The following is a 17,970-nucleotide window of genomic DNA, read 5'->3' on the forward strand; positions in this document are numbered from 1 at the left end:
GATGAAAAGTTATAGTTTAAAATGGCGCTTGGTGACCTCAATTTCCATTGTGTTTATCTTACTTTGGTCATTGGTCTTTTACTGGCTCTATGTCGATTTAGAAAAACGCTTACAATCTACCTTAGATCAACGCCTTTCCGCATCCGCTCAAATGGTTGCTCATTTGATTCAGCAACTTCCTGTGAATGAAATTATCGACACATTAAACTCGGCACAACAAAAGCATGACAGTCAAAATCTACTGGTTTGTGAAGTTTCCTTTTTGAATTCTGGTTCTGGAACTGAGCCACAAGTGATTGTCAGAACCCAAGGCTCACCCAAACTTTCAACACGACATGTTGGTTTTAGTACATGGCAAGAAAATAATATGGAGTGGCGCAGTTATGTATTGCAAAAAGGACATATACAAGTTGTTACTGCCGAGAAATTACAGCTTCGCTATTCCTTACTTAAACAGATTTTACAGTCGGTACTGATTCCTTTAATTCTGACCTTAATTTTATGTATCTTATTAATTCTATGGATAGTTCGTGTTGAATTTCAACCCCTTGATCAAATTGCACAGCGAGTCAAACAAAGGAAGCAGCATTTTTCCACTGCGACAACAGAGCTGCTTGAGCTAAAAGCTCAAAATATTCCTCAAGAAATCCAGCCATTTGTTGATAGCCTAGTCGAACTTGTGCAAAACCTGCACCAAAGTTTAGAAAATGAAAAGAGCTTTAGTGCGTTTGCAGCACATGAACTGCGTAGCCCACTAACTGCAATTAAAACCCATGTGCAATTAAGTAAACTGATGTTGGCACAGCCGCAAATAGAATCCGAAAAGTTACTCAATAATCTAGAAAAAGCAGAAATAAGCATTCAGCGTTACCAGCAACTACTTGAACAGCTTCTGTTACTCAGTAAAACTGAGATTCAATTGTCATCATTATCAGACCAAACAGATGTTGGTCTTTGTTTAAAACACGTCATCACTGAGCTTGAAAAAAAATATACGGATCTATCACAACAATTAGACGTTGATTGGACTAGTCTATCGGCTATGGCACTACCCGAAGCTACGCTCAGTATTGTTCTGAAAAACTTGATTGAGAATGCATACCTACATGCGCAGCCCTCCATACACATTTACATGGAACAGCACGATTTAATTGTGAGCGATCATGGCAAGGGATTAAGCGATGCGGAGTTAAATCTGCTGACCCAAAGATTCTGGCGTAAATCCGCACAGAATGATGGACACGGACTCGGTTTAACCTTGGTTAGTCAATTACTTGAGAAATATGGCTATCGCATTCGCTTTAGCCATCATCTCCCAAGTGGTCTTAAAGTGCTTATTTCATCTGTTCAAGGATAGAACCGATAAGATCGTGATCAGACCCTATCGCATGGTCACAAACTCTTCCGCAGAAGTTGGATGAATTGCAACCGTATTATCAAAGTCTTGCTTGGTTGCTCCCATTTTCAAGGCAACAGCAAAACCTTGCAAAATTTCATCCATCCCAAAACCAATCCCATGAATCCCAACAATTTTTTCATTCTCGCCAACACAAACCAATTTCATTTTGGTCGGTTGGCGATGTTGAGTAATGGCACTGTACATGGCAGTAAAGGATGAGTTATAGACCTTAACCTCTTTTTGACCATATTTTTCAATGGCTTCTTGCTCTGTAATCCCCACCGTTCCGATTGGAGGATGGCTAAACACCACAGTTGGAATATTGTCGTAATCTAAATGCTCATCAGATTTATGATTAAAAAGCCTTTCAGAGAGTCTGCGTCCAGCAGCTACAGCAACTGGTGTAAGCTCCATTTTCCCAATAATATCGCCAACGGCATAAATCCCCCGTTGTGAGGTATTCTGGAATTTATCGACCTGAATATAGCCCCGTTCATCTAGTTGGACATTAGCTTTCTCCAGATTCAAACTCCCAGTATTTGGTTCACGGCCCGTTGCCCAAATCAGACAATCAACCGTGTGGCGTTCACCATTCTCCAAATGGAGTACCACTGAACCATCCGCATTTTTTGTGACTTTTTGCGGTACGGCTTGGGTATGTACAGTAATACCATCGGTTTGCATGACCTCAACCAAGGCTTCACTTAAGAAAGAATCAAAACGTCTTACAGGCAAATCCTTACGAATGAACAATCCAACCTGAGAACCTAAAGCATTCAACACACCAGCCAATTCAACTGCAATATAGCCCGAACCAATCACAGCGGTAGTTTTTGGTAAAGCACTTAATTCAAAGAAGCCATTCGAATCTATGCCATATTCCACCCCATCTATCTTAGGTAGCGAGGGCTGTGTCCCTGTTGCAATCAGGATATGATCCGCTGTGAAGCGATCGCCATTAACCTCAATGGTATGTTTATCAATAAAATAAGCCGCACCCTGAATAAGATCAACATTATTTTTACTTAGGCTATTTTGATAGGATTGATGAATGCGATCAATATAAGCCTGCCGATTCTTGATTAAGATCTGCCAATCAAATGCTTCGACTTTAGTATTGAAACCATAATCAGGACCATATTTTTGAATCGATTCAGCAACATGTGCGGCATACCACATCACTTTTTTAGGAACACAACCAACATTAACGCAAGTCCCGCCTATTTCAGATTTTTCAATCAAAGCACATTTTTTTCCATACATCGCAGCACGATTGACTGATGCAATCCCGCCACTACCGCCACCAATCGCAATATAATCATAATGTTTTGTCATCATCGCCTCATAAAATCAATTGCAAGATTCTTGTTTGTTCTAACGTATAGATATACAGCAACAAAGTATAAAAGCCGTTGTTTTTTAAATTTTTTATACAAGAAAATAAAAAGGCACTGATGATGACTCATCAGTGCCCTGCTTTGGGAAAGCAGTTTGGATTATGCTGTAGTTGCTGTCTCGCTAGAAACTTCAGTCAGCGACTGATCAACAACACCAAATTTCTTAAACAGTTTTGCACGACGTTTTGGGAAAATATTGGCTTTATTTAAATCACCTTTGTAGTGATCAAACACACGTTTATCCATCATTTTTGACCATAGTGGTGGAATCAAAGCTGGCAATAACATACTTGCATAACCACTTGGCAATTCAGGTGCTTCATCAAAATGACGTAAAGCTTGGAATGGACGCGTCGGATAAGCATGATGATCTGAGTGACGTTGCAATTGATACAAGAATAAATTAGTCACAATATTATTATTGTTCCAGCTATGTTCTGGCATGGTACGCTCATACTTACCATTCTTGTCTTTTTGACGTTTTAAACCATAGTGCTCGATATAGTTAATAATCTCAAACAAGCTAATGCCATAGAATGCTTGAGTCGCTAAATATGGAATAACGCCTTTCCCAAACAAACCGACCATTGAACCATGGAAAGCCGCACTCATGCCCCAACCTTGCAACAATTCATTTTCAGTTGACCAGAATTCTTTACCTTTACGTTTTAGACGATTGGTTTCAATCTCTACTGCAGATTTAAACGAACCAATCACGGTACGTGGCCAGAACTCATAGAATGTTTCACCCATTTGTGAAGATGCTGGATCTTCAGGTGTAGCAGCACGTTTATGGTGGCCATAAGGATGTTCAATTCGGAAATGGTTATAACCTGTTGGTACAAGTGCTAAATGCGACAGAATGTGGTCAATACGATCATGTTTATGACTCAATTCATGTGCGGTATTGATCGCAATCCCGTTGATGGCACCCATTGAAATACCAAGAAAAATCTTATCAATGAATGATGTTTCTTTACGACTGGTTAAATAACACGCATACACATTGGCTGCATATTGTAGGGGAATAAAGCTTTTAACCAATCGAGAATAATAAGGGTCTTTTTCAAGCAGTTTAATATCTTCATCTGTTGGATTATTGGCATCTTTACCAATAATCGTATCAATCGTTGGAATGATGATATGTAAAACGATTGGTCCACCTAAAGCAAAAATTTTCTTCAATGGGCGTGGTGCAAATTGATAACCTGCTAAAATACCAATTCCGATTGCAGGTAAAGCCGGGCTAATTGCCCATAAATAACGTTTACGATCCAACTGAGTTTTTGACTTTGGAATGCTTACTGGCGTAAGTTCTTGCTTAACATTTACTGGCGCATTCATCATCGAATCCATGTCTTTGTATATATAAGTATATTTTGAGGAATTATGAAATTCATGACAGTTGCAAGCGTCCAAAAAACCTATGTCAAAGTCTTTGGCATCATCCACCCTGTTTTTGTCCTATAAACACATATTGAGTTATTGGCACAGCTCTCTATAATTTAAATGAATACATCGTTAAAAAATCATATGGATGCTTTAAGTAAAATATTTGCTGATATTCATTTAAATCACTCTGAATATATCTACTTGAAAACTCAAGGAGAATGGAGTTTTATCTGCCAAGATCAAACCGCCTTAATTGTTCATATTGTTTTAGTTGGTTCTGTCTTTATTCAAATTGACCCACAAAATAGTTTAACTGCGAATGCAGGTGAAATTGTGGTTATTCCATCAGGAAAAGCACATACAGGTGCAGATAATACGATTACTAAACTAGTTGATGCCGTTGATATATCAAAGTTGTTCGATGGTCATAAAGAAGAAGCCATCGAATTCGGTACTCAGTCATCTGAGAAAAACCTCATTCTAACCGTGCGTTGCCAGATTGATACCATTATGGCTCGTCCGTTTATTCAGGCTCTACCTTCAATCATCCACCTCCAACATGGAGATACCAATGCACCTGAATGGCTGCAAATCGGCTTACACTTTCTGGCCTTAGAGACGCAGAACATCCAAGCTGGCCGCGATATCATCATCGATCATTTGGTCAATATTTTATTAATCAAATGTATTCGAGATCATATTCAACAAATCTCAAGTCAACATGGTTGGCTCAGTGCTTTAAATCATCCTGAACTGAGCAATAGCTTAGCTGCAATTCACAATCATCCTGAAGATGCTTGGACCGTTGAATCATTGGCAGAACAATGCTGCATGTCACGCTCGAAATTTGCCAGTCTATTTCACGAAGTGATTGGCGAATCGCCCCTCGCTTATTTACAACAACATCGCATGCGCTTAGCAAGCCAATATCTGCGTAAAAGTAATTTTTCAGTCCAACAAATTGCTAATAAAGTTGGCTATTCTTCAGAAACAGCGTTTAGTCAGGCATTCAAGCGAACCTTTGAACACTCTCCAAAGCAATATCGTCAGCAGTTTGTTGAGCAAGAAAGTTAAAGTTATAAAAAAAGACACCGAGGTGTCTTTTTTCTTTTCTGCTCAGTGATTAACGCACAATACCGCGTGTTGATTGCTCTAACGAATCAATAAACAACTGTGCTTCAGGCGTTTTAACTAGAATTTCATTACGAATCTTTTCAATTGCCTGCTCTGTCGTTAAACCTGATTTATAGATCAGCTTATAGGCCTCTCTTAAACCTTGAATGGTATCTCTAGACCAGCCCTTACGACGCATCCCTTCGATATTCATACCAAAGGCACGTGCAGGATTACCAGAAGCCATGATATAAGCAGGTACATCTTTAAGAATTAAAGCAGCTCCGCCGATCATGCTATAAGAGTCAATCTTACAGAATTGATGAATGCCCGCATTACCGCCGACAATCACATGATCACCAACATGAACATGCCCAGCAATACCCACATTATTGGCAAAAATATTATGATTACCAATGACACAGTCATGCGCAATATGTGTATTCACCATTAATAGGTTATGGCTACCAATCTTGGTCAAACTATGATCCTGAACTGTACCTCTATGCAAAGTACAATGTTCACGAATCGAATTATGATCACCTATCTCTAACCATGTTTCTTCGCCTTGATATTTCAGATCTTGGCAAATTTCCCCAATGCTTGAGAATTGGAAAATATCGTTATTTTTACCAATTCTGGTAAAACCACCAATAACAACATGTGAATGTAATTTTGTACCAGAGTCAATACTTACATTTGGACCTACAATACAATATGGACCAATTTGTACATCAGAAGCGATTTCTGCAGACGGGTCAATAATTGCTGTAGGATGTATTAAATTTTGACTACTCATGTCTGCTCTATTTTCTGGTGGGAAATAATAATCTCTGCTGTCGCGGCAACCTTACCATCGACACTAGCGGTACAATTGTACTTGTAAATACCGCGTTTTTGCATCACAAGTTCAGATTTTAAGATAAGCTGGTCACCTGCAACAACTTGTTTTTTAAACCTGATTTTTTCAGCACCCGCAAACAGGAACAATGAACCTGCTTTCGGCTTTTGATTTGTAAGTACAAAACCTAATATACCAGAGACTTGTGCCAAGGCTTCAATAATCAGCACACCTGGCATAATTGGGTAAGTTGGGAAATGCCCTTGCAAAAACTCTTCGTTAATCGAGACGTTTTTATAACCGACAATGCTATTCTCAGTTACTTCAGTAACACGATCAACAAGTAAAAAAGGATAACGATGCGGTAAATATTCACGAATGGTAAGAATATCCATAGGTAATTCAGGCATTGTGAATGCTGGTAATGTAGACTCAGTCATAATAAATTATTTACGTAACTTAAGGGTTGATTCAAGGGACTCTAATTGAGCTTGCATATGATCAAGCCTTTTGGCGATTTGGGTCAATGGCACATCTGCTAATTGTCTTAAGCGCACAATCGTCTTTTTCCAGTGACTATTTTCAAAAAGTCCCATGCCAGAAGAATATGTTCCAGCTTCAGAAATATTTTTTGTGACCATTGACATTGCTGTAAGTGTCACGTTATCTGTAATTTCAAGGTGTCCAACCACACCTGAAGCACCGCCCATGATACAGTTTTTGCCAATTTTCGCGCTTCCTGCAATTCCGCAATTGGCCGCAATGGCAGTATTCTCTCCAATTTGAACATTGTGAGCAATTTGCACAAGGTTATCAATAATGACACCATCTTCTAAAATTGTGTCATCGAGTGCACCACGATCAATACTACAATTTGAACCAATACGAACATCATTTCCAATACGCACTGAACCAAGTTGAGCGATACGATGCCACTTCCCTTGATAAGGAGCAAAACCAAAACCTTCAGTGCCGATGACCGTATTGGCATGAATACGAACACGGTCTTTTAATTTTGCAGCACCTGTTATGGTAACATGCGCATCAATAAAGCAATCTTTACCAACTTCGACTTCATCATCAAGAAAAGCGTGAGCTTGAATAATGGTATTATTACCCACGACACAGTTTTCACCGATCACAACATAGTGCCCTATATAGGCATCATCAGCGATAATTGCAGATGGATGAATTCGAGCAGTACTCTCGATACCGCATTGTGTTATCTTTTTTTCAAATAAATGTGTAAGTGTGGCAAATGCCAAATAAGGATTATCAACAACAATAAAATTTTGTTTGTTTACAAGCTGCTGTTTAAGTGCTGCGGTAACAATATATACACCAGCGTGACTTGCTTCAGCTGCCGCCAAATATTTTTCACCATTTACAAAGCAAATATGCTGTTTTTCTGCGTGTTCTAAACTTGCCAAATTAGAAATTTGGAAATTCTTCTCACCAAAATGCTCACCTTTGACAAGGTGAGCAACTTCTTCTAAACGATAAGTACGTCTATTCATTGATTATTTAATAGCATTGACCTTTTGGATCATTTTATCAGTTAAATCATACTGTGCGTCAGAGGCAATCGTAGAATTTTTATTTAAAATAAAGTCTAAATTACTTTCTTTACGCAATTGTTCAGCAGCTTGCTTCACACGTGACTCAAAAGTTGTGTTCATCGCCTGTAAGCTTGACTGAACTTTAGTCTGTAAGCCCTGTTGAGTCGAATTAAATTCACTTAACTTTGCCTGATATTGAGCAGTAAGTTTCTGAATATCAGCCTGATTCATTTTTTGACCATCAGTCTGTGCTTTTTGCTGCAAAGATTCTAATTCTTTACCCAATTGCTCCAATCGAGTCGAAGTTGGTTTAACTGACTGGGTGAGGCTCGCATTTTGTTGTTTTAGATAAGTACTGCTTTCAACAACTTTCGCTAAATCAACCACACCAAGTCCTGCAGCATTTACAGACGCAGAAACCGTGAATCCCAAACCTAACATGAGCATTGTTAATGTTTTCATTATGACATCCTTTATATATATTACAGCGCTAAATAAGGTCGACCTTAGAAGGTACGACCGATTTCGAATTGGATTGATTTAGTATCATCGCCTTTTTTATCATTCAGCGGGAATGCATAGCTCAATGATAATGGACCAATCATGGTAATCCATGTGAAACCAACACCGACGCTATAACGCATATTACCAAAATCAAAATTGTAGTTGTCTTTACAATACTGCTTAATATCAATATTGCTATTATTCATTTTCATCGTGCCAGTTGGAACATCACATTTCGTATCGAAAACTTGAGCACCCTCGGCAAACAATACTGGACGTACTTGACGTGTCCAATCCCCTTTAAATGGTAAAGGAATCGCAAGTTCTGTACCGAATTGGACGAGTGCATTACCACCAACCTCTTCTGGGTCAAGGTCAGTTTGATCAGTTTTCTGGAAAATTACACTTGGATATCTTGGGCCTAGAGAGCTATTGTCATAACCACGAACAGAACCGTAACCACCCGCATAGAAGTTCTTATAGAATGGTAGATCATTACCATAGCCTAACTTACCGTAACCACGAAGGACAAAACCACCCCAAAGTGATTTAAACGCTTGCGCATCATATGTTACTTTTTGATAATCAACATCGCTACCTGGCAAGCCAATTTCTAAACCGACACGATGTGACATACCTGAAGTTGGGAAAATTGGTCGGTTTAATGTGTTATATGACCAACCCAAGTTCAAGTTATAGGTTAAGAAAGTACCTTCAAATGCATTATCGTAAGTTGTTAAAGGAACCTTACACTGCAAAGTCGTCTCGTCAATTTGTGAATTACCATTCTCATCTAAAGGACAGTAGCTTGAACTACCAGTCGCTTTACCACCATTCGCTAATAAGTAATCACGGATATAAGTCGAAACGCTCGGACCAGTACGTACTTTGGTTTGATCAACACCTAAAGAGGCACTTAAGCTTTGGTTTTCATCGATTGGATAACCGAAACTTACACTACCACCAATACTATCGGTGACGTAGTTGTTAACGTTATAGTCTTTATTCAGCTTGGTTTTACGGTAATAAACGTTATAACCACGGCTGACACCATCAATGGTGAAATACGGGTCAGTTACGCTTAAGTTATAGTAATCTTGTGTTTCAGAACGTGACAAATCGACCGCAACACGATTACCTGTACCCATAAAGTTGGTTTGACTTAAACCCGCTTGGAAAGTTACACCACCATTCTGAGAGTAACCTACTGCAAGCGTAGTCGTACCAGAATGTTGTTCTTCAACATTGACATTTAAGTCAACTTCGTCTGTAGAGTTTGGAACACGGACAGGTTTAACATCAACAGTTTTAAAGAAACCTGTACGCTCTAAACGCACTTTAGATAAGTCAATTTTCTCATTACTTGCCAATGCACCTTCCATTTGGCGCATTTCACGACGCAATACTTCATCCGCAGTTTTACTGTTACCTGTGAAGTTAATACGACGTACTGTTACTTGTTGACCAGGATTGATGTAGTAATTTAAACCAACAATACCAGTTTGGTTATTAATATCAGGTACAACATTCACTTCAGCATAGTAATAGCCAGCATTACCATATTTACGCAATAACAGCTGTTTAACCGCATTTACTCTTTCTTGTGAATATGTTTCGCCATCTTTATATAATTTTAGTGCTTGTAACTCTTCCGGTTTATAAAGTGCATCACCTAAGAATTTCGTTTCACCAAATTTAAACTGACTACCTTCATCTACTGAAACTTCAATGAAGATGTGCTTTTTATCTTCACTAATATTCAATTGCGAATTGATGATATTAAAGTTGATATAACCTTTGTTTAAATAGAGTGCACGTAAAGCTTCTAAACTAGCCGCCATTTTCTCACGTGCATAACGGTCGTTACGCGTAACAATTGATGCCCAACCACTTTCTTTGACTGCAAAAGCCTGCTTGATATCACTATCACTAAAGACTGTATTACCAATAATATTGATATCAAATACTTTAGCTGCCGTACCTTCATTAAAGTTAAGCTTTAATTCAACACGGTTATTTGGACGTGCGACTGTTTCAACGGTTACATCCGCATCATAACGACCTTGCTGGGTATATTGTTGTTCCAGTTCAGTTTCAATGGTCTGCAATGCAGACTTCTTAAACACTTCACCTTCAGCAATACCCATCTTCTTTAAGCCTTGTTCTAAGGCTTCTTTCGGAATAAGTTTATTGCCTTTAAATTCCAATTTAGAAATAACTGGACGTTCAACAACTTTGAAAACTAAAACATCATTTTCTTTATAAGTTTTAATATCGTCAAATAAACCTGAGGCATATAAAGTGCGGATTGACTCAGCAATCATTGGATCACTTACTCTATCGCCACTATTTATTGGTAACATAGAATAGATACTTGCAGGTGTTAAACGCACTAAGCCATCAATTCGTATATCTCGTGCAAGAAACTCATCTGCTGCGTATGCTTGTTGTACCACTGCCATCGCACTAACCAGTGCCAAAGGCATTAATAAATGTGTGTGACGCATGCCCATATATTTTCCAGTAAGTTAAATTCCATTTGCGTTGTTATAAACGCATGAAGTCGTTAAATAAAGCCAAAAGCATCATGCTACCGAGCAGTACCATACCAACTTTTAGACCAAACATCTGTATTTGTTCAGAAACAGGTTTACCACGAATTGCTTCGATAAAGTAATAAACTAAATGACCACCATCCAACATAGGAATCGGCAATAAGTTTAGAATCCCCAAACTTACACTCATCAAAGCCATGAATGAAATAAAGGTTTGCCACCCCATTTCCGCACTTTGACCAGCAACTTTGGCAATTGTGATTGGACCAGATAAATTATCTAAACCAATTAAGCCTCGCACCATTTTAATGATGGAGTTGAAAATCATGCCTGAAAGCTGTGTTGTCTTTTCAAAAGCTACCACAAGCGCCTCAACAGGCGAATATTGAATGGTCTGCTTGTAATCATTTGGAATCGTGATTTTGCCAGCATCACTTTTCACGCCGAGCATCCCAGTCGTATTACCCATATTATCGCGTTGCCCTTGAGGCATCACTTGTAGATGTACCAATTGACCTTGACGTAGCACATCAATATTCAAAAGCTTTTCTGGTGATTTTTGAACCACATCAACCACATCAAACCAATCTTTCATTGCAACATTATCAATTGCAACAATTTGATCTCCAACCTTCATTCCTTGACGGACTGCCGCGCCATCCGCACTCAGTTCTTTGACTGTTGCAGGAATGACAGGGCGATAAGGTAAGAAGCCAAGCACATCTAATGGCGATTGGCTCTGATCTTTCAAGAATTCTTTAATCGGTAAACTAAATTGCTTCTCGGTTCCAGCACGATCAACAATGATTGAAACCTGCCCAGTTTCACCTACACGGTTGACCAAAGCATAATTCAACTTTTCCCATGTCGATGTTATTTGGCCATCAACCATCAACACTTTATCACCTACATGTAGATCAACTTGTGCTGCTGGCGTATTCGGCATGACTTTACCAATACGGGTATTCAGTTGTTCTTGCGCTGGCAAGAATAAAATCCAAAACAGAAATACTGCAAAAATCAGATTAATTAACGGGCCAGCAGCAACAATCGCAATCCGTTTCCATGGAGATTGACGGTTAAACGCATAAGGTAAATCTTGTTCAGCAACATTCCCTTCGCGCTCATCCAGCATTTTGACATAACCACCGAGTGGTAATGCTGAAAGTTGATATTGGATGCCTGATTTTTTAGATTGCCATTTCAACAAAGTTGGGCCAAAACCAATGGAATAGACCAGAACCTTAACACCCAGTTTGCGCGCGACCCAATAATGACCAAATTCGTGAATTGCGATCAGAGGACCAAGCAATAAAATCGCTGCAACAATCATAAATAGTGCATTCATACGATTTAGCCTCCTATACCCACAATATACTTTTCTGCAATTCGTCTTGCGATCATATCAGTCTGTAAAATGATGTCTATGTTTTCTGCTTTAGCATTTTGTACAGTTTGCAAAGTATTTTCGACTACTTCAGCAATCTGAGTAAATCTAATTCTTTGTTGCAAAAATGCTGCAACTGCAATTTCATTTGCGGCATTTAAAATCGTTGGTGCTAAACCGCCTGCGCGCATCGCCTGACGTGCTAAATCCAATGCTGGAAATTTAACAAGATCAGGTGATTGGAAATTTAATTGAGCTGTCTCAAATAAATTTAATGCAGGAACGTGTGTTGCCAGACGTTTTGGCCACGCCAATGCATGTGCAATCGGTGTGCACATATCAGGATTACCCATTTGTGCCAAAGTTGATCCATCCACATATTGCACCATGGAGTGAATAATACTTTGTGGATGAACAACAACTGTAACAAAATGTTCTGATATTGAAAACAAATGGCAAGCTTCGATCAATTCTAAGCCTTTATTCATCAAAGTTGCAGAATCTACGGAGATTTTTTGCCCCATAGACCAGTTCGGATGCTTACATGCTTGTTGCGGGGTTACGTCTTTTAATTGCTCTAAGGTGTGATTCAGGAAAGGACCACCAGATGCAGTCAATAAAATTTGCGAGACACCTAATTGTGGCTGACCCGTTCTTTCTGCATTTAGATAATTATGTGGTAAAGACTGGAAGATTGCATTGTGCTCAGAGTCTACAGGCAATAATAGCGCATTATTCTCTTTTGCCGCCTGCATCATAATGTCGCCAGACATTACCAATGATTCTTTATTCGCGAGTAGAACACGCTTACCTGCTTTTACTGCAGCAAGTGTTGGCAGCAGACCAGCAGCACCGACAATCGCTGCCATCACTATATCAACATCAGCATGTTCAGCGATTGTGATCAAGCCTGTTTCATCAGTTAAAATTTCAATCTGTTTTAGATTTTCTTGATTGAAACGTTGTTGCAACTCCAATGCTTTCTCATTTGGCACAACAACAATTTTCGGATGATATTTTTTACAAATTTCTAAAAGTTCATCTAAACGACTATATGCAGAGACTGCAAATACAGTGTATTGATCTGGGTGTTGTTCCAATACTTTTAAAGTACTTTGGCCAATTGAACCCGTAACACCCAATATACAAACAGCTTGAGTCATTTAAAGATCTACACCAATAAGTTTTAATATATACATACCTGTCGCAAAAATCGGTGCGGCAGCAAGCAAAGAATCGATACGATCCAATACACCACCATGCCCTGGAAGAACACGACCTGAATCCTTGATTCCCGCACGACGCTTAATCATAGATTCAAATAAGTCACCCAACACCGAAGCAAACACGGTAATAATTGAAAGGACCAAGAATAAGATCAGTTGTATAACACTTAAATTTAGATAGAAATACTGTACAACCAACATAATGATAATAGTTGTTGCGATACCACCATACAAACCTTCCACAGATTTGTTTGGGCTCACAAAGGGTGCAAGTTTTTTCTTACCGAATTTACGCCCAACAAAGTAGGCACCACTATCCGCTCCCCATACCAAAAGGAACAAATACATCAGCCACCACGGTGAACTATGCCACACACCATAAAGGGCCGTCACTGCAGCAGAAATAAGAATAAATCCAACAATATGTAATGATACATTGTACCAACTATCAGATTGTGGGAAATTCTTAACCCAATAGATACTACCCAACCAAGTGAGAATGGATGCAGCCCAAAGTAAAAGTGCTACATCATCAAAAAATAATGCCAGTGTTGATATTAGTGCAACACATCCCCCATATACCCAAGCCTTAGGTTTTGACACAGGCGTTGTAGTTCTAGGCATAAGCTTAAACCACTCATAACCTGCAACCCCCGCGGCTAAAATCATAAGCACAAACATTGGATAATGTGATTGCGTTGCAAACATGCAACTTAAAACAACAGCAACTAACACCAATGCGGTAATAATCCGCTCTAACATTATTAATTCTCTATTTTCGCTTGTTGAATCTGTTCTGAGGTTTTACCAAAGCGTCTTTCACGTCCTGAAAAAACACGAAATGCGCGATCCAACTCTTCTATGGTAAATTCTGGCCACAAGGTATCAGTAAAATACAACTCCGCATACGCAGCTTGCCACAATAAGAAGTTAGATAAACGGTAATCTCCACCTGTACGAATTAACAAATCCACAGCAGGCAGATCATTTAGACTGACATATTTATCAAATAAATCAACATTTATCTGATCTGCTTGAAGTTTTCCAGCAAGTACTTCTTGCGCAATCACTTTTGCTGCATGTGCCATATCCCACATACCACCATAACTAATGGCAATGGTAAGCGTCATTGAATCAAAAGCTGCGGTTTTCTGCTCTGCATATTGCATTAAATCACGCAACTCATTTGACAACCGAGAACGGTCTCCAATGAAGCGTAGCGCGATATTGAACCTCTCCATACGCGGTAATTGCTCATGAATTGTTTCTTCTAACAACTTCATTAACAAATCAACTTCGTACTGTGGTCGATTCCAGTTTTCGCTTGAAAATGCAAAAACTGTTAATGCACGAACACCTTCTTTTTTGCAATGTTCAACAATAGGATCCAAGACATTTTTGCCTTCACGATGCCCATCACCTTTTTGCATTTGCTTTTTTTTGGCAAAACGATTGTTGCCATCCATAATGATGGCAACATGTTGAGGAAGAAGCGGTTCTTCTTGCAAGGTCATAATAATATTAGACCTTCATCAATTCTGCTTCTTTCGCTGCAAGACGCTTATCAACCTCTGCAACATATTTATCAGTCATTTTCTGAATCTCATCTGACGCACGGCGATCATCATCTTCAGAAATTTCTTTTTCTTTCAACAATGCTTTGATATCACCTAACACGTCACGACGAATATTACGAATCGCAACTTTGGCATTTTCAGCTTCACTACGCGCAACTTTTTGCATGTCACGACGAGTTTCTTCAGTTAACGCAGCCATTGGTACACGGATTGCGTCAGCAGTAATTGGGTTCAATCCTAAACCTGCTTCACGAATCGCTTTATCAATCGCAGCAACCATCGAACGTTCAAATGGTTGTACCAATAGTGTACGCGAATCCTCAAGCCCAACGTTTGCCACTTGATTCAATGGAACATCAGAGCCATAGTAAGAAACCATCACACCATTTAAAATAGATGGGTGCGCACGACCTGTACGAACTTTAGCAAAGCCTAACTCTAACGAGTCAAGCGACTTCTGCATACGCTGTTCGCCATCTTGTTTGAGATCGTTAATCATATGATCTTCCTTACTTATTCATAGGTATTACAAAATATTTAGACATTAGTATAAAGAGCTTTATGGCTCACGTACATTAGTTCGTTACGTGAGTACCCTCTTTTTCGCCCATTACAACAGAAAGCAATGCACCAGATTTATTCATATCAAAAACTTGCAATGGCACATTATGGTCACGGCATAAACAAATTGCCGTAAGATCCATTACACCGAGCTTCTCATCAAGAACCTGATCAAAAGTTAAATGATCATATTTAACCGCATCATCGTATTTACTTGGATCTTTGTTATAAACACCATCAACCTTCGTTGCTTTCAAGATCAAGTTTGCTTCAATCTCAATACCACGCAAGCAAGCAGCTGTATCCGTAGTAAAGAATGGATTACCTGTACCAGCAACAAATACGCATACTTCATTTTGGCTTAAATGACGAATCGCATCACGGCTTGAATATGGTTCCACCACCGTACCAATCGACAATGCAGACATAAGACGTGTTTTGATATTGCGGCGTACCAATGCATCGCGCAGTGCCAAACCGTTCATCACAGTTGCCAACATGCCCATCTGGTCACCAGTTACACGACCAACCAAGCCGTCTTTCTGTAATTGGCTACCACGGTATAAATTACCACCACCAACAACAATACCAACCTGAACACCTAAACCAACCAAGTGAGCGATTGAAAGTGACATTTGATCTAATACTTGGGCATCAATACCCATATCTTTATTACCAGCTAAAGCTTCACCCGAAAGCTTTAGCAAAATTCGTGCATAACGTGGATTTTTAGAAGCTGACATACCTATACTCCAAACCGACCAATCTCAAAACTTTCTTAAATTTAATTCAACATCAAGCAGATTTAATCTGAATTAACTTTGCATACAAATCATATTCATCTGCATCGGTAATCTCGACTTCTAGAAAATCGCCAGCTTTAATCACACTCTTATCAATATCTTCAACAAAAACATTGCCATCAATTTCTGGTGCATCCGCATATGAGCGTGCCACAGCAACTGGGAATTCGTCTTCTAGACCATCCACCAATACAGTCATAGTTTGACCAATACGTTTTTGCAGTTTTGCAGCAGAAATCTCTTGCTGGACTTCCATAAAACGCTCATAGCGATTTTGTTTAATTTCTTCTGGCACATGATCAGGTAGATCATTTGCTGTCGCACCTTCAACTGGTGAATAGGTAAAACAACCAACGCGATCGAGCTGAGCTTCTTTGAGCCACTCCAACAACATTTGGAAATCGTCTTCAGTTTCACCAGGGAAACCAACAACGAAAGTTGAACGAATCACCAATTCAGGGCATTTTTCACGCCACAATTTAAGACGTTCTAAAGTATTTTCACTATGGGCTGGTCGCTTCATCAATTTTAAGATGCGCGGACTGGCATGCTGAAAAGGAATATCTAAATAAGGCAGAATTTTACCTTGTGCCATCAAATCAATGGCAGCATCTACATGCGGATATGGGTAAACGTAATGCAAACGAACCCAAATCCCAAGCTGACCAAGCGCTTCACACATGTCATAGAATTTGGTTTTTACTGGCTGACCATTCCAAAAATCTAGCTTGTACTTGGTATCGACACCATATGCAGACGTATCTTGAGAAATCACAAGGACTTCTTTTACACCAGCGCGTTTAAGTGCAGCTGCTTCATCCAACACTTTCCCTACAGGACGAGACACGAGGTCGCCACGCATGCTTGGGATAATGCAGAATGTACAACGGTGATTACAACCTTCCGAGATTTTTAAATAAGCATAATGCTTCGGTGTTAAACGAACACCTTGCTCAGGAACCAAATCAATAAATGGATTGTGCTTTGGAGGAGCTGGCACATACTCATGCACTGCTTCCATTACATCTTGATAAGCTGCCGCACCTGTTACTTTAAGCACATTTGGGTGCATTTGGCGAATTTTGTCTTCGTCTTTACCTAAACAACCGGTGACAATCACTCGACCGTTTTCGCTCATGGCTTCGCCAATGGCATCTAAAGACTCTTGCACTGCAGATTCAATAAAACCACAGGTGTTAACAACAACCAAATCTGCACCGTCATAATCTGATGCAACCTGATAACCTTCAGTCTTTAACTGAGTTAAAATTCGTTCAGAATCTACCAATGCCTTAGGACAACCTAAAGATACAAAACCGACTTTGGGGGTCTTCATGAATCTGCGCTCCACTTGAATCGGCGTATTGTATGACTTTTCTTTGCTTCCGCATAGCTGCAAAGCCATCTCTTTGTGTAATGCACCAAAATACGACCAAATTTTTAAACAAAATTCAACAACGCACCAATTTGGAACATAATAAAATATTGAAATAAGCAGATGTATGTGAAAAATACCGTATAAATCGATTCTTTCAGATTTAAGTGATTGAAATTTAGTTAATACAAAGTTGGCTTGTATTTTGCATAAAGTACATTTTAGAAGTTAATGGCTATTCATTAAAATTTATATTTATTGCGCCATTTTAAAACAGGATG

Annotated in this window: 16 protein-coding genes; 2 read left to right on the forward strand and 14 right to left on the reverse strand. The window is 39.3% G+C overall.

Annotated elements, in window-relative coordinates; all coding sequences use genetic code 11:
- The first annotated feature begins 1 nt into the window (after position 1).
- Positions 2-1,357 carry an ATP-binding protein gene (locus A7P54_RS07040; RefSeq protein ID WP_171549122.1) on the forward strand — a complete coding sequence of 452 codons (1,356 nt, stop codon included), beginning with the start codon at positions 2-4 and terminating at the stop codon, positions 1,355-1,357.
- Positions 1,358-1,381: 24 nt separating this feature from the next.
- On the opposite strand, the gene gorA is transcribed toward A7P54_RS07040, so the two are convergent.
- Both gorA and A7P54_RS07050 read right to left on the reverse strand, forming a co-directional pair.
- Complete coding sequence (gene gorA / locus A7P54_RS07045; RefSeq protein WP_171549123.1) at positions 1,382-2,734, reverse strand: glutathione-disulfide reductase; 1,353 nt, start codon at positions 2,732-2,734, stop codon at positions 1,382-1,384.
- Positions 2,735-2,895: 161 nt separating this feature from the next.
- A complete protein-coding gene (locus tag A7P54_RS07050) occupies positions 2,896-4,140 on the reverse strand; it encodes an alkane 1-monooxygenase (RefSeq protein WP_171549124.1) in 1,245 nt (414 codons plus the stop codon).
- A 189-nt stretch (positions 4,141-4,329) separates the two neighbouring features.
- On the opposite strand from A7P54_RS07050, the gene A7P54_RS07055 reads away from it, so the two are divergent.
- Complete coding sequence (locus A7P54_RS07055; protein ID WP_171549214.1) at positions 4,330-5,262, forward strand: AraC family transcriptional regulator; 933 nt, start codon at positions 4,330-4,332, stop codon at positions 5,260-5,262.
- 49 nt (positions 5,263-5,311) lie between these two features.
- On the opposite strand, the gene lpxA is transcribed toward A7P54_RS07055, so the two are convergent.
- From lpxA to rimO, 12 genes are all read right to left on the reverse strand, one after another.
- Complete coding sequence (gene lpxA / locus A7P54_RS07060) at positions 5,312-6,100, reverse strand: acyl-ACP--UDP-N-acetylglucosamine O-acyltransferase (RefSeq protein WP_004807397.1); 789 nt, start codon at positions 6,098-6,100, stop codon at positions 5,312-5,314.
- A complete protein-coding gene (gene fabZ / locus A7P54_RS07065) occupies positions 6,097-6,582 on the reverse strand; it encodes a 3-hydroxyacyl-ACP dehydratase FabZ (protein ID WP_004807401.1) in 486 nt (161 codons plus the stop codon). Before fabZ ends, lpxA begins: the two co-directional genes overlap by 4 nt.
- 6 nt (positions 6,583-6,588) lie before the next feature.
- Positions 6,589-7,659: a UDP-3-O-(3-hydroxymyristoyl)glucosamine N-acyltransferase gene (gene lpxD, locus A7P54_RS07070; protein ID WP_005203392.1), complete on the reverse strand. Its 1,071-nt coding sequence runs from the start codon at positions 7,657-7,659 to the stop codon at positions 6,589-6,591.
- Positions 7,660-7,662: 3 nt separating this feature from the next.
- On the reverse strand, positions 7,663-8,163 hold the full coding sequence (locus A7P54_RS07075; RefSeq protein WP_004807405.1) for an OmpH family outer membrane protein: 501 nt from the start codon (positions 8,161-8,163) through the stop codon (positions 7,663-7,665).
- A gap of 44 nt (positions 8,164-8,207) precedes the next feature.
- On the reverse strand, positions 8,208-10,718 hold the full coding sequence (gene bamA, locus A7P54_RS07080) for an outer membrane protein assembly factor BamA (protein WP_216077037.1): 2,511 nt from the start codon (positions 10,716-10,718) through the stop codon (positions 8,208-8,210).
- Between the two features lie 34 nt (positions 10,719-10,752).
- Positions 10,753-12,108, reverse strand: coding sequence for an RIP metalloprotease RseP (gene rseP / locus A7P54_RS07085; RefSeq protein ID WP_171549125.1), 1,356 nt, complete (start codon positions 12,106-12,108; stop codon positions 10,753-10,755).
- A gap of 5 nt (positions 12,109-12,113) precedes the next feature.
- The gene (ispC, locus tag A7P54_RS07090; RefSeq protein ID WP_005315764.1) at positions 12,114-13,310 is read right to left on the reverse strand and encodes a 1-deoxy-D-xylulose-5-phosphate reductoisomerase; all 1,197 of its coding nucleotides are present in this window, start codon (positions 13,308-13,310) and stop codon (positions 12,114-12,116) included.
- A complete protein-coding gene (locus tag A7P54_RS07095) occupies positions 13,311-14,135 on the reverse strand; it encodes a CDP-archaeol synthase (protein WP_004807412.1) in 825 nt (274 codons plus the stop codon). It abuts the gene before it with no gap.
- Between the two features lie 2 nt (positions 14,136-14,137).
- Positions 14,138-14,887, reverse strand: a complete 750-nt coding sequence (gene uppS, locus A7P54_RS07100) for a polyprenyl diphosphate synthase (protein ID WP_004807414.1) — start codon at positions 14,885-14,887, stop codon at positions 14,138-14,140.
- Positions 14,888-14,894: 7 nt separating this feature from the next.
- Positions 14,895-15,449 (reverse strand): ribosome recycling factor, encoded by a 555-nt coding sequence (gene frr, locus A7P54_RS07105; protein WP_004807417.1) that lies wholly within the window; start codon positions 15,447-15,449, stop codon positions 14,895-14,897.
- A 76-nt stretch (positions 15,450-15,525) separates the two neighbouring features.
- Entirely contained in the window at positions 15,526-16,254 is a 729-nt protein-coding gene (pyrH, locus tag A7P54_RS07110) for a UMP kinase (RefSeq protein ID WP_004807419.1), read from the reverse strand.
- 52 nt (positions 16,255-16,306) lie between these two features.
- Positions 16,307-17,650, reverse strand: coding sequence for a 30S ribosomal protein S12 methylthiotransferase RimO (rimO, locus tag A7P54_RS07115; RefSeq protein ID WP_171549126.1), 1,344 nt, complete (start codon positions 17,648-17,650; stop codon positions 16,307-16,309).
- Between the last annotated feature and the right edge of the window lie 320 nt (positions 17,651-17,970).

Origin of the sequence: Acinetobacter sp. Ac_3412, assembly GCF_013072675.1 — a bacterium.
Lineage (GTDB): Bacteria > Pseudomonadota > Gammaproteobacteria > Pseudomonadales > Moraxellaceae > Acinetobacter > Acinetobacter higginsii.

Bases quoted from the DNA above. Each gene is read 5' to 3' on its own strand.
- bamA (WP_216077037.1), bottom strand. From the start codon at position 10,718: ATGGGCATGCGTCACACACATTTATTAATGCCTTTGGCACTGGTTAGT.
- A7P54_RS07095 (WP_004807412.1), bottom strand. From the start codon at position 14,135: ATGTTAGAGCGGATTATTACCGCATTGGTGTTAGTTGCTGTTGTTTTA.
- lpxA (WP_004807397.1), bottom strand. From the start codon at position 6,100: ATGAGTAGTCAAAATTTAATACATCCTACAGCAATTATTGACCCGTCT.
- pyrH (WP_004807419.1), bottom strand. From the start codon at position 16,254: ATGTCAGCTTCTAAAAATCCACGTTATGCACGAATTTTGCTAAAGCTT.
- fabZ (WP_004807401.1), bottom strand. From the start codon at position 6,582: ATGACTGAGTCTACATTACCAGCATTCACAATGCCTGAATTACCTATG.
- gorA (WP_171549123.1), bottom strand. From the start codon at position 2,734: ATGACAAAACATTATGATTATATTGCGATTGGTGGCGGTAGTGGCGGG.
- A7P54_RS07055 (WP_171549214.1), top strand. From the start codon at position 4,330: ATGGATGCTTTAAGTAAAATATTTGCTGATATTCATTTAAATCACTCT.
- lpxD (WP_005203392.1), bottom strand. From the start codon at position 7,659: ATGAATAGACGTACTTATCGTTTAGAAGAAGTTGCTCACCTTGTCAAA.
- A7P54_RS07075 (WP_004807405.1), bottom strand. From the start codon at position 8,163: ATGAAAACATTAACAATGCTCATGTTAGGTTTGGGATTCACGGTTTCT.
- A7P54_RS07050 (WP_171549124.1), bottom strand. From the start codon at position 4,140: ATGAATGCGCCAGTAAATGTTAAGCAAGAACTTACGCCAGTAAGCATT.
- rimO (WP_171549126.1), bottom strand. From the start codon at position 17,650: ATGAAGACCCCCAAAGTCGGTTTTGTATCTTTAGGTTGTCCTAAGGCA.
- ispC (WP_005315764.1), bottom strand. From the start codon at position 13,310: ATGACTCAAGCTGTTTGTATATTGGGTGTTACGGGTTCAATTGGCCAA.
- rseP (WP_171549125.1), bottom strand. From the start codon at position 12,108: ATGAATGCACTATTTATGATTGTTGCAGCGATTTTATTGCTTGGTCCT.
- frr (WP_004807417.1), bottom strand. From the start codon at position 15,449: ATGATTAACGATCTCAAACAAGATGGCGAACAGCGTATGCAGAAGTCG.
- uppS (WP_004807414.1), bottom strand. From the start codon at position 14,887: ATGACCTTGCAAGAAGAACCGCTTCTTCCTCAACATGTTGCCATCATT.
- A7P54_RS07040 (WP_171549122.1), top strand. From the start codon at position 2: ATGAAAAGTTATAGTTTAAAATGGCGCTTGGTGACCTCAATTTCCATT.